Origin of the sequence: Gordonia sputi NBRC 100414 (genome assembly GCF_000248055.1) — a bacterium.
Classification (GTDB): domain Bacteria; phylum Actinomycetota; class Actinomycetes; order Mycobacteriales; family Mycobacteriaceae; genus Gordonia; species Gordonia sputi.
Window position 1 is genome coordinate 114,854 of record NZ_BAFC01000052.1, and the last position, 11,615, is coordinate 126,468.

General features: G+C 66.6%; 11 protein-coding genes. 5 read left to right on the forward strand and 6 right to left on the reverse strand.

Annotated elements, in window-relative coordinates; genetic code table 11:
* Window positions 1-26 precede the first annotated feature (26 nt).
* On the forward strand, window positions 27-1,355 hold the full coding sequence (locus GOSPT_RS08855; protein WP_039855286.1) for an outer membrane protein assembly factor BamB family protein: 1,329 nt from the start codon (window positions 27-29) through the stop codon (window positions 1,353-1,355).
* Window positions 1,355-2,518 carry an alpha-amylase family glycosyl hydrolase gene (locus tag GOSPT_RS08860; RefSeq protein ID WP_005205313.1) on the forward strand — a complete coding sequence of 388 codons (1,164 nt, stop codon included), beginning with the start codon at window positions 1,355-1,357 and terminating at the stop codon, window positions 2,516-2,518. The genes GOSPT_RS08855 and GOSPT_RS08860 overlap by 1 nt, the downstream gene beginning before the upstream one ends.
* Before the next feature lie 247 nt (window positions 2,519-2,765).
* On the opposite strand, the gene GOSPT_RS08865 is transcribed toward GOSPT_RS08860, so the two are convergent.
* The 3 genes from GOSPT_RS08865 to GOSPT_RS08875 all read right to left on the reverse strand — a co-directional run bounded on the left by GOSPT_RS08865 (window position 2,766) and on the right by GOSPT_RS08875 (window position 5,994).
* Entirely contained in the window at window positions 2,766-3,995 is a 1,230-nt protein-coding gene (locus tag GOSPT_RS08865; RefSeq protein ID WP_005205315.1) for a THUMP-like domain-containing protein, read from the reverse strand.
* A gap of 83 nt (window positions 3,996-4,078) precedes the next feature.
* The gene (locus GOSPT_RS08870) at window positions 4,079-5,065 is read right to left on the reverse strand and encodes a class I SAM-dependent methyltransferase (protein ID WP_005205317.1); all 987 of its coding nucleotides are present in this window, start codon (window positions 5,063-5,065) and stop codon (window positions 4,079-4,081) included.
* A gap of 140 nt (window positions 5,066-5,205) precedes the next feature.
* Entirely contained in the window at window positions 5,206-5,994 is a 789-nt protein-coding gene (locus GOSPT_RS08875; RefSeq protein ID WP_005205319.1) for an enoyl-CoA hydratase/isomerase family protein, read from the reverse strand.
* A gap of 78 nt (window positions 5,995-6,072) precedes the next feature.
* Here GOSPT_RS08875 and ligD point away from each other — a divergent pair, with 78 nt between their 5' ends.
* On the forward strand, window positions 6,073-7,089 hold the full coding sequence (gene ligD, locus GOSPT_RS08880; protein WP_005205321.1) for a non-homologous end-joining DNA ligase: 1,017 nt from the start codon (window positions 6,073-6,075) through the stop codon (window positions 7,087-7,089).
* A gap of 34 nt (window positions 7,090-7,123) precedes the next feature.
* Here the strand turns inward: ligD and GOSPT_RS08885 are convergent, their stop codons facing one another.
* Window positions 7,124-7,954, reverse strand: a complete 831-nt coding sequence (locus GOSPT_RS08885; RefSeq protein ID WP_005205322.1) for an NUDIX hydrolase — start codon at window positions 7,952-7,954, stop codon at window positions 7,124-7,126.
* Between the two features lie 91 nt (window positions 7,955-8,045).
* Entirely contained in the window at window positions 8,046-8,894 is an 849-nt protein-coding gene (locus GOSPT_RS08890; RefSeq protein ID WP_005205325.1) for an ABC transporter ATP-binding protein, read from the reverse strand.
* Between the two features lie 132 nt (window positions 8,895-9,026).
* On the opposite strand from GOSPT_RS08890, the gene GOSPT_RS08895 reads away from it, so the two are divergent.
* On the forward strand, window positions 9,027-10,025 hold the full coding sequence (locus GOSPT_RS08895; protein ID WP_005205326.1) for an LLM class flavin-dependent oxidoreductase: 999 nt from the start codon (window positions 9,027-9,029) through the stop codon (window positions 10,023-10,025).
* A gap of 98 nt (window positions 10,026-10,123) precedes the next feature.
* On the forward strand, window positions 10,124-11,098 hold the full coding sequence (locus tag GOSPT_RS08900; RefSeq protein ID WP_005205328.1) for a metal-dependent hydrolase: 975 nt from the start codon (window positions 10,124-10,126) through the stop codon (window positions 11,096-11,098).
* Between the two features lie 8 nt (window positions 11,099-11,106).
* Here GOSPT_RS08900 and GOSPT_RS08905 read toward each other — a convergent pair whose 3' ends face one another.
* Window positions 11,107-11,571 carry a cupin domain-containing protein gene (locus tag GOSPT_RS08905; protein WP_005205330.1) on the reverse strand — a complete coding sequence of 155 codons (465 nt, stop codon included), beginning with the start codon at window positions 11,569-11,571 and terminating at the stop codon, window positions 11,107-11,109.
* Window positions 11,572-11,615: the final 44 nt, after the last annotated feature.

The window sequence follows — 11,615 nt, forward strand, 5'->3', positions numbered from 1 at the left end:
CGGAGACCGAACATGACGGGAGCAGGATGGCTGTGGTTGGCCCCCGGATTCGGGTACCGCGACGGGTTCTGGCGCCGCTGGCGCTCCTGCTCGGTGCCGTGGTGGCACTCAGCGCCTGCTCGGACGGGCACATCGACGTACGTTCGGTCGCCAGTCCCGGCTGGGCGAGCTACGGCGGCAACGGCGCGAACTCGAACTACACCTACCCGTCGATCCCCGACGACCTCGCCCTGAGCTGGACACGGCCGACCGGCGGCCCGGTGACGGCTCCTCTCACGCTGTCGAACCATTCGAACGTCAACGTCACCGCGAGCACAGCCAACGGCTGCAACCTGTTTGCCCTCGATCCCAACTCGGGACGTATGAACTTCTGCAAAAGGATGCGCGCGGGCATCGAGGGAAACTCCACGCTGCTCGACCAGTTCGACCAGCCCTACGTCGGCGAGGAGACCACCTTCGTGGCGTTCAACGCCGGCGGCGCGATCCGCTGGCGGATGCCGGTGATCGGGGTGCCACTGTCGGCCAAGTTCGCGGCCCCCGGCGAGGTACTCGTGGTGACCACCCAGGGTCAGATCCTGATGCTCAACACCCAGAACAGCGACTTCACCGCACCCGAGGTGCGCCTGCGACCCGAGGCCGACCCCGGCGACCCGCTCTGGGGCTACGGCGACTGCGTCAGCAACGGCCCACGCTGCGCAGTGCCCGCGCCGCCCGCCGTCGACGAACAGCACAGCCGCTTCTTCCTGAACTTCTGGCCGACGGGCGCGATCGCGTCGCAGATCCGCGGCTTCTCGTACGCGAAGCAGAACGACGGCCGTGTTGTCCGGGAGGTCTGGCATGCCGACGTCCCCGGAGGTGTGATCGGCGCACCGACGCTGTCGGCCGATGGCAACACCCTCTACACGTTCAGCAGGCTCGGCCAGATCGTCGCGCTCGACGCCGCGACCGGCAAGACAAAGTGGACCTACGACAACGGCGGCTACGGATTCGCGTCCATGACCGTTTCCCCCGACGGTCTGATCATCCCGACCGGTGTCATCGGCGCCCCGCTGACCCTGCTTCGCGACCGCGGCGACAAAGCTGAGCAGGTCTGGCAGCGCAAGGATCTCGCCGCCGTGAGCCTGTCGACCCTCACGTCATCGAAGACCGCGTGGACCGTCGTGCGCGATCAGGGCAAGAATTCGCTGTCGCTGGTCGAGGTCGACACGTCGAACGGTGCCACGAAGCGCACCGTGGCGATGCCCGGCGCGGAAGGCTTCGCGACGGGAGTCGCGGTGTCGCCGTCGGGACAGATCGCGACGGCCACGAACATCGGCGAGGTGTTCTTCTTCGACTCGAAGAAGAACATCGACTGATGACAGCCACCACGCCGGACTGGGTCGCGACGTCGATCTGGTGGCACGTGTACCCGCTCGGCGCACTGGGCGCCGACACCACCGGCGTCGACCGGACCTGCCGACGTCCGCTGTCAGCACTCATCGACTGGCTCGATTACGCAGTCGCGTTGGGAGTCAACGGAATCGCGCTCGGTCCGATCTTTCAGTCCGCGACCCACGGCTACGACACCCTCGACTACTTCACGATCGACGAACGTCTCGGCGACCGAGCCGATTTCGACGCCCTCGTCTCCGCATGCCGGTCGCGCGGCATCAGGATCATGCTCGACGGCGTGTTCAATCATGTGTCACGCCGGCATGATCGAGTTGCCGACGGCTCGAGCTGGGCGCGTCGCGCGCGTGACGGTTCGGCGCGCACCTTTGAGGGTCACGACGACCTGGTCGCGCTCGATCACCGCAATCCCGACGTCGCCGACCTGGTCGTCGACGTGATGTGTCACTGGCTGGACGCAGGCGCCGACGCGTGGCGTCTCGATGCGGCCTATGCGGTCCCACCTGCCTTCTGGCGCACTGTTCTACCCCGCGTGCGTGAGCGATTCCCCGACACCTATGTGCTCGCGGAGGTCATTCACGGCGACTATCCGGGATTCGTCTCCGACAGCGGCGTCGACTCGGTGACCCAGTACGAGCTGTGGAAAGCCGTGTGGAGCAGCATCATCGACGCCAACATGCACGAACTGCAGTGGGCGCTGACCCGCCACGACGAGATGCTGAGCACGTTCGTACCGTGGACGTTCGTCGGCAATCACGACGTGACCCGCATTGCGACCCGCCTCGCCGAACGTTCCGCGGATCTCGCCGTCGTGCTTCTGGCCACCCTGCCCGGCACCCCGGCGATCTACTACGGCGACGAATTGGGTTGGAATGGAACGAAAGAGGAACGCATCGGCGGCGATGACGCGATCCGACCGCCGCTGCCGCAGACACCTCCCGACGACGCCTCGCTGCCCGCAATCTACCGACTCCACCAGCGGCTGCTGGGACTTCGACGCCGCTTTCCCGACATCGAGCACGCACGCGTGCAGACACTCGACGTGAACCAGGGCCTACTGGTCTACCGCGTGCACACCGAACAGCCGATCACTGTGGCGCTCAAGCCGCTCAGGCACCAACTGACGTAATAGTCGAGCTGGGTACCACCGGGCACCTCGAGTCGGAGGCCTCTCACCGCGAGGGCGACTCGATCCACCTCGAGCCGGGCGGTTGGTACATCGCCGGTACCGAGCTCTCACCGGGACAGTCGTAGCCCCCGGGACTGACCTTTGGGTCCCTGTCACATCGCGGCCGCGCAGAAAGTTGCGCCCCGTGGGTCGCTCGCATGTACCGGTACGTGCGGAGGGCCCGAGGGGTGTGGTTTTCTGCGCGCGACTATCGCGCCCTGACCCCGGCCTCGCACAGGAACCCGACGCCCTTGCGGCCGACGCGGGTGAGCACGAGCGTCAGCGACCGCGAACCCTTGAGACGCAACCGCTTCCGCAACGCGTCGGGGTCGACGTCAAGGCCGCGGACGAGTATCTCCAACGTGCCGCAGTCGTGCGCGGCGAGGGTCTTCCGCAACGCCTTCTCCGACGTCGTAACCTCCTCGATGACCTCGAATCCTCGCTCGCCCAACGGCACCTGCTCGCCGGTGAGGTAGGCGATCTGCGGGTCGAGCTGCCGCAGAGCGTGCCGTGCGGCGTACTGACGCACCAGTCCGGCACGGACGACGGCGCCGTCGGGATCGACGATCCACCGACCCACCGGCCCGTGTTGGTCGACGTCGTCGGGCTCGTCGTCGCTGACCTCGAAACCGCCCACCGCGGCGTCGCCACCGGTACGCAGCACTGTTGCTCGTGTTCGGTCGACGATCCCCGGTCCGCTCCACAGGCAGGCTTCACGGACACCACCGTCAAGGGAGGTGATCTGCACTTCCCCGGTGAAGCCGAAGCGGCGATTGCGCAGTGCCCGATAGTCAAGTCCCGGAGCACATTTGACAATCACGACGCGACCCGCATAGGTCATCAACACATCGGGAAGCGGCGGCGTCAGTTGATCGAGCCGGAAGACCCGTCCGGCGCCGGAACGTCGGGCCGGATCGGCGATCACCACGTCGGCCGTCGAGGTGGGGGTCAGTGCATCGGCGACGAGAAGCGCAGTCGGAGTGGACAACTGCCCGAGGACGTGCCGATTGTGTTGCGCCATGGACAGTCTCACGTGGTCGAGGTCGCTGCCGATCACACCACCGATGCCCTCCTGCGACGCGAGCTCGACGACCTCACCACCGATCGAACACGTGACGTCGTGGATCACCGCACCGGGGAAACAGCGCGCGATCTCGGCAGCCCGATGTGCCGCAACCACACTCGGCGTCGCCTGCTGGAGAGCATCGTCGGTGAGCAGCCACTGATCGGCGTCGCGCAGTTTGCGCGCAGCTCGCCGTCGATCGCGCACGGTCTCGATGAGCGCGGCGTCGTGAGGCGCGTAGCGTCGTCGCGCCGCTTCGACGTCGGCGATCATCGACGACGGCGTCAACGCCATACCCGAGACCACCTCGAGCGCCTTCTCCCCATAGCGACCACGAAGGAAAGCGACATCGTCGAGCGTGAATTCGTATCCCAAGTCGCAACTCCCCTGGCGCGTGCCGGTTCCACAGACAGCTTGGCACATGCGCGGTGAGCGTCACTCCGCGCCGGAAGTCTCGATCACCGCGGCTTGTACCCGCTCACCACGACGTTGTAGAAGAACTTCGGCGGCACGACCTTACGCAGCACGTTCTCGTCGAGCCAGGTCATGCGCTTCCACCCGCCGAAGGCGAATCCGGCCCAGCCCCAACCGAGCTTCTCCGACGGCACGGCGGCTTCGAAGGTACGCACGGGCCACCCGAGCATCGCGGCGGCCAACTCCTCGGTCGCGGTCTCGACCCGAGCGGCCCCCGCCGAACGCGCGATATCGGCCAACTCGTCGGGATCGAAGGTGTGGATGTCGACGACGGCCTCGAGCGCCGCCGCGCGCGACGACTCGTCGAGCTCCTCCTGCGGTCGACGCCACGCCTTGAGCGGCCCTAACTTGGTGACGTGGGTGGTGGCCCACCAGGTTGCCCGGCTCATCCACCGCGCGTAGAAGTCGCCGATCGTCGACGGCTCGCCCGCGAACACAAAACGCCCGCCCGGCTTGAGCACACGGAGCACTTCACTCAACGCCTGCTCGACGTCGGGGATGTGATGCAGCACCGCGTGGCCGACGACGAGGTCGAAGGTGTTGTCGTCGTAGGGAATCCGCTCGGCGTCGGCAACCCGGCCGTCGACGTCGAGGCCGAGGTTCTCCGCGTTGCGCAGCGCGACCTTGACCATTCCCGGCGACAGATCGGTGACCGAGCCCTTCTTCGCGACACCGGACTGCAACAGGTTGAGCAAGAAGAATCCTGTGCCACAACCGAGTTCCATTGCCCGCTCGTAGGGCAGCGACTCGTCGGCGGCCACGGCGTCGAACCTGCCGCGCGCGTAGTCGATGCACCGTTCGTCGAAGCTGATCGACCACTTCTCGTCGTAGGTCTCGGCTTCCCAGTCGTGGTAGAGCACCTGCGCGAGCTTGGTGTCTTCGAGCGCGGCCTTGACCTGCTCCTCGGTGGCATGCGGATTGGGTGCCGGATCGACGTGATCTGTTGCCGACTCGTTCTCCGTGGTCGTCATGTCTCCTACTTTCGCCCTGTTCTGTGTCGTCGCACCAGCCGTGTGTCGTCGCGACTGCCGTGGCCGACAGCGGGTCCCTACCCGCCGGTAACGACACGTTGCCGTTGAACCCTACCCGCCGTCGGGAGGAGGTTCCGTGGTCACTTCCCGGTGAACTGTGCCTTGCCCGGCCCGTTGGCGATGAACGAATCCATGCCGATCTTGCGATCGTCGGTGGCGAAGAGCGACGCGAACTGCTGTTCCTCGATCTTCAAACCGGTCTCCAGGTCGACGCCGAGCCCCTGGTCGACCGACTTCTTTGCCGCCGCCAGCGCCAGGCTCGCGGCGTTGCGGAACTGCCCGGCCCACGCCAGCGCGGCGTTGTAGACCTCGTCGGGTGCGACGACCTCGTCGACCAGACCGATCCTCAGCGCTTCCTCTGCCCCCACGAAGCGGCCGGTGAAGATCATGTCCTTGGCCTTGGCGGGGCCGACCAGACGCGCCAGCCGCTGCGTGCCTCCACCTCCGGGGATCACGCCGAGAAGCGCCTCAGGGACGCCGAGCTTCGCGTTGTCGCCCGCGATACGACGGTCGGCGCCGAGCGCCACCTCGAGTCCGCCACCGAGTGCGTATCCGGTGATCGCGGCGACGGTCGGCTTGGGGATCTCGGAGATCGATCCGAGCGCACGCTGCAGGCGACCGGCCACCTTCGACATCTCGGCGAACGTCATATCGGTCATCTCTTTGATGTCGGCGCCTGCCGCCAGCACCTTGGGTCCGCCGTAGACGACGACGGCCTTGATGTCGGCACGGTCGGTCGCCTCGCGCGCCGCCGCCTCCAACTCGGTCTGGACCTGCCGGTTCAGCGCGTTCATCGGCGGACGGTTGAGCAGGATCGTTCCCACTCCTGGATGGTCGTCAGAGGTCTCGAGAGTCACGAACTCAGGCATGTGTCGAAGGCTACCGTCCAGCGACGCCCAGCCGTGATGTGGGCCACCGCCGAGACCCCGACGACCTACAGTTGGTGCATGGCATCTTCGCCGTCCTCGAAGTCGTCGGCCGGCGAACCCGTCGAACTGTCCGTCGGTGAACGGACGATCCGACTCTCGAGTCCAGACCGGATCTACTTCTCCGAACGCGGCGAGACCAAACGCGACCTCGCCGACTACTACATCTCGGTCGGCGACGGCATCGTGCGGGCGCTGCGCAACCGGCCGTGCATGTTGCACAGATTTCCCAAGGGCGTCGACGGCAAGAAGGTCCACCAGAAGCGGGTACCCGCGGGCGCCCCGGACTGGCTGAAGACCACAGAGATCTACTTCCCGCGCTTCGGTCGCACCGCCGACGAGCTCTGTGTGACCGAACTGGGCAGCGTCATCTGGGCGGTGCAGATGTCGACGGTCGAGTTCCATCCGTGGAACTCGCGCTGCTCGAATCCCGAGCTGCCCGACGAATGGCGCATCGACCTCGACCCGATGCCGGAGTGCACCTTCGATCGCGTGCAGCGGGTGGCCCACGTCGCGCACGAGGTGCTCGACGAACTCGGTGTGCGCGGCTTCCCCAAGACGTCCGGCGGACGCGGCATGCACATCTACGTACGAATCGAACCGGAGTGGAGCTTCAACCAATTGCGCCGCGCCGCATTGGCTTTCGCACGCGAGGTCGAGCGTCGAGCACCTGACGAGGTCACCACGACGTGGTGGCGCAAGGACCGCGACCCCGCTGCTCTGTTCGTCGATTACAACCAGAACACGCGTGACCACACGATGGCCGCGGCCTACTCGGTACGAGGCAATCCACGCGCAACGGTCTCGGCGCCGATCCTGTGGTCGGAGGTCGACGACGTCGCGCCCGACGACTTCACCATCGCCACGATGCCCGCGCGCTTCGCCGAACTCGGCGACCTGCACGCGGAGATCGACGACGTCGCCTACCGCATCGACACCCTGCTGGAGTGGGCCGACCGAGACGAGGCCGATCAAGGAGAGACCGATCGAGCAGGGACCGGCACAGACGACCCGGACGTCGTCGACCTCGACCGCTGACGAACCCGCACGCAGCAGGTTCAGGCAGTAGCCCTCAGAGCGTGATGTCGGGGATGGGTTGGTCGGCGAGCGTCGCCATGTATGCGTCGGAACCGGAGAAGCTCAAGCCGCTCAGCCCATGCCCAGCGCTCACCTCTGGTTCGATCGCCTCGATCGTGCGCTCTGCGGCGAGCAGCTCGTCGACGGTGTCGAACCGGGCGACCTCGGTCAGCTGAGACCAGGTCGGCGGCAGGAGGAAATGCTTGCCATCAGACCAGGCCGCGAGAGCGTCGGCCGCGCCGGCCCACCGCGCGACGTCGGCCTCCGACGTCGCGTCGTCGGCAATCTGGCCCTCAGGCATGGCCGCGAGGAAGAAGCGGGTGTCGTAGCGTCGCTTCTCGTTCTTCGGCGTGATCCAGTGCGCGAGCGGACGCAACAGGTCGGCACGCAGCGTGAGGTCGTGGGCGCGGAGGAACTCGGCAAACGAGATCGTCTTGTCGACCAGCCTGCGGCGTTCGTCGCGCAGCGTCGCCGGGTCGGCGAACGAGCCGTCGGGCCGCGACGCGAGCAGCACACCGCACTCCTCGAACGTCTCGCGGACCGCCGCACAGACCAGGGCCTGGGCGAGCTCTTCCGTGGTGCCCAACTGCTGTGCCCACCAGGCCGCGTCGGGGCCGGTCCACGCGAGATCGGCGTCGGCATCACGAGGGTCGACGCCGCCACCGGGAAAGACCGTCATCCCACCGGCGAACGCCATCTGCTTGACCCGACGCTGCAGAAAGACCTCGATACCGCCGTCGGCGTCGCGCGCCAGCACGACCGTCGCGGCATCACGCAATGGCGCGACGGTCTCCGCGTGGGCTGTCGCGGCGTCTGTATCGGTCATGTCGATCTCCTGCTCTGTGCCGAACGGGTACGGCCAACTCCTACGTGGGCCACCACCTGTGGTCCGCGTCACCGAATCGACACTATCGCTGCTACCCGGCGGCCCGTCGATGGGATCCGGCACGACGCGAACGACGCGCGAAGAAGCGGGAGCCGTCCTTGGTCAGCGTGATCTGCTGACGGAACGTGTCGGAGAGGTTCTTGCTCGTCAGCACGTCGCCGAGGAGGCCCTGCGCGACGACGCCGCCTTCCGAGAGCAGCATCGCGTGGGTAAAGCCGGGCGGGATCTCCTCGACGTGGTGGGTGATGAGCACGGTGGCTGGCGCGTCGGGGTCCTGCGCGAGAATCGACAGCCGGTCGACGAGCTCCTCACGACCGCCGAGGTCGAGGCCTGCTGCGGGTTCGTCGAGGAGCAGCAGCTCGGGGTCGGTCATCAACGCGCGGGCGATCAACACGCGCTTCCGCTCACCCTCCGACAGCGTGCCGAATCTCCGGTCGGCGAGATGTTCAGCGCCCATCGACTCCAGCGATTCGACGGCCTGCGCGCGATCGACGTCGTCGTAGTCCTCACGCCACCGACCGATCACCGAATAGCCCGCCGAGATCACGACGTCGCTGACGACCTCGTCGTCGGGAACCCTGTCCGCCAGGCCGGGACTGCTCACTCCGATGCGCGTCGACAACTCGCGCACCTCGACTCGGCCGAGTGGCTCGTTGAGCAGAAACGCGGTGCCCGACGTCGGATGCAGTTCGGCGGCAGCCATGCGCAACAACGACGTCTTGCCCGCACCGTTGGGGCCGATGATCACCCAGCGCTCGTCGAGCTCGACCTGCCATGTGATCGGCCCGACAAGCGTCTTTCCACCGCGCACGAGTGTGACGTCACGAAAATCGACGAGCAGGTCCGGGTCCGAGGATGCAGTGTCACTCACCCGTCCCATCGTGCCCTACCGGGCGGCCTCCCGGATGCTCGGACGCGACACTTCGCGTCGACGTTTTTGTCGACGTGTTCGCCCACACCGAAACGGCCCCGGAACGGGAATACCTTCGACGCCACGCTCCTTGCCCTAGGTATGCCCGTTGATCTCTCCATCCTCGACCTCGCCCAGGTCGGTCGCAACGAAACCGTCGCCCAATCCCTGGCCGCCTCAACAGAAATGGCCACCAAAGCCGAGCTCTGGGGCTACCGGCGAATCTGGTACGCAGAACACCACAACATGCGCTCGATCGCGTCGTCGGCGCCTGCCGTTCTCATCGCACATGTCGCGGCACACACCTCGACAATCCGCCTCGGCGCCGGCGGAGTGATGCTCCCCAACCACGCGCCGCTGACGATCGCCGAGCAGTACGGCACCCTTGCCGAGCTGCACCCCGGCCGCATCGATCTGGGTCTCGGTCGAGCCCCCGGCAGCGACCAGCAGACCTTCACCGCACTGCGTCGGGACATGGCATCGGCCGACCGCTTCCCGTCCGACGTCCTCGAACTGCAGGGGTACCTGCGCGGTGAGTCTCGCATTCCCGGAGTCGGGGCGACGCCCGGCGCGGGCACCGACGTCCCGCTCTACATCCTCGGTTCGTCGTTGTTCGGGGCACAACTCGCCGCCGCGCTCGGACTGCCCTATGCCTTCGCATCGCACTTCGCTCCGCAGGCACTAGAAGAAGCCGTCGCGCTCTACCGCGACCAATTCCAGCCATCCGAGGCACTCGCCGAGCCGTATGTCATCGCGGGCGTCTGCGTGATCGCCGACGACGATCCGGATGTCGCGGCAGCGCAGCTCCGCCAGGCCAAGCGCCAGCGAGTGACCGCACTCCTCGGTCGCGGTGGTCGGCAGTTCACCGACGACGAGGCCGACGCGATCCTCGAGATGCCACAGGGCAGGCAGATCGACTCGATGCTGACCTATGCGGGCGTCGGCACCCCCGCGGAGGTCCGCGACTACCTCGACTGGTTTGCCGGGCACGCCAACGCCGACGAACTCATCGTCGCGTCGATCGCTCCCGACCGCGACGTGTGGCTGAGCACGCTCGGTCACCTCGCTCCTGCGGTGCAGCCCTCCACGCAGCCGGTTTGATCGATCGCACGTTTTGGTCATACACATCGTCGTTCTATGTATGATCAACCTCATCATGCCGAGGCCGCGTCGGGCTCGGCAGGCGATGAGGAGCCAGGATGTCCGACCTCAAGGTCCGCAGAGTCAAGTTCGACCTCGCCGGCGACGACATCCCATTCAACTGGCACCCACAGCGACCCGCCTTCGCGATGCAGTGCAACGTCGTGTCGTTCTTCGCGCCCGGCTTCGAGAAGCTGATCGTGCAGTCGACACGCGAAGCACTGCCGTTGATGCGAGACCCGGAGATGGTCGACGAGGCGACCGACTACATCAAACAGGAGGGCCAGCACACGGCTGCCCACCTGGCCCATCTCCGGGCGCTGATACGTCGGTGGCCCGGACTCAAACACACGATGGACGAGGTCATCGCGTCTTACGACCGGTTGCTCGCGACCAAGCCACTCGCTTGGCGTCTGGCCTACGCCGCGGTGGTGGAGGCGACCTTCACGCCCTACTTCCGCGTGTTTCTCGACCACGACGACAAGCTCTTCGAACCCGGTGATGAGCGCATTTCGTCGCTATTCATCTGGCACTTCGTCGAGGAGATGGAGCATCGGAGCTCAGCGCTGAGGGTGTACGACGCCGTCCACGACAGTTATCCCTACCGGCTCAAGACCATCGCGGGCGTGGTCAAGCATTTGAACGAGATGCTGAAGATCGTCGGAGACGGCTTCCGTGAGCACGTACCCGTCGGTGAGGGCGGTGAGTTCGCCGACCTGGTCCCGGCCGGGGTCACGTTGCGGTCGATGGCCGCCGTGTGGCGGTTCAATCGGACGCACGCGGAGTACGACACGACCTACGCCGAGGTACCGCTGCGCGAGATGATCGAGATGTTCGTCGGACTCGTGCGGTCACAGGCACCCGACCACGATCCGCTCTACGAGCGACTCCCCGACTTCGCAGCCCGCTGGTTCCGACGCTACGACGAGGACCCACGGGCGGCCGCCCGCTGGTACTCGGTCGGCGTCGGCGAGATCGCCAAGCGCGTACCCGACGGCCAGGGCGACGTCGTCGACGCGACGTCCACGGCGTGAACCGGCGCTTATCGACGCGGTTCGAGTAGCGCGAAATCCGCGAAGTCGAACCCCGGTGCGACGACGCAACTGACGAGCGACGCCTCGTCGCCGACTGCACGCGCGCGTTGCCAATGCCCTGGCGGGACAAGGGCTTGCGGACGCTGTCCCGACCCCACGTCGGGTCCGACGACCACGGTCTCGACGTCGTTCGGCGCTTCCCCGTCACCGCCGAGGTCGAGTTCCACCGGGGCGCCGCGATGGAAGAGCCACATCTCCGCACCGCGCACCGTATGCCACGACGACTGCTCGCCCGGAAGCAACACGAAGTAGATCGCGGTCGCAGCCACGCGCGTGCCCTCATATCCGGAAGGCAGTGCGCCACAAGGAATCTCGACGCCGCTTCGCCAGGTCTCGCGATACCAACCACCCTCGGGGTGGGGCTGCAGGTCGAGTGAACGTGCCCAGTCGGGTAGTCGGGACGCCTCGCTCACTTGTCGACCACCTCCGCGATCACGGTCACCGACCCGGGCGCGAT

Coding starts and splice junctions, on each gene's coding strand:
- GOSPT_RS08855 (WP_039855286.1), top strand. CDS start 27: ATGGCTGTGGTTGGCCCCCGGATTCGGGTACCGCGACGGGTTCTGGCG.
- GOSPT_RS08860 (WP_005205313.1), top strand. CDS start 1,355: ATGACAGCCACCACGCCGGACTGGGTCGCGACGTCGATCTGGTGGCAC.
- GOSPT_RS08870 (WP_005205317.1), bottom strand. CDS start 5,065: ATGACGACCACGGAGAACGAGTCGGCAACAGATCACGTCGATCCGGCA.
- GOSPT_RS08875 (WP_005205319.1), bottom strand. CDS start 5,994: ATGCCTGAGTTCGTGACTCTCGAGACCTCTGACGACCATCCAGGAGTG.
- ligD (WP_005205321.1), top strand. CDS start 6,073: ATGGCATCTTCGCCGTCCTCGAAGTCGTCGGCCGGCGAACCCGTCGAA.
- GOSPT_RS08885 (WP_005205322.1), bottom strand. CDS start 7,954: ATGACCGATACAGACGCCGCGACAGCCCACGCGGAGACCGTCGCGCCA.
- GOSPT_RS08890 (WP_005205325.1), bottom strand. CDS start 8,894: ATGGGACGGGTGAGTGACACTGCATCCTCGGACCCGGACCTGCTCGTC.
- GOSPT_RS08895 (WP_005205326.1), top strand. CDS start 9,027: ATGCCCGTTGATCTCTCCATCCTCGACCTCGCCCAGGTCGGTCGCAAC.
- GOSPT_RS08900 (WP_005205328.1), top strand. CDS start 10,124: ATGTCCGACCTCAAGGTCCGCAGAGTCAAGTTCGACCTCGCCGGCGAC.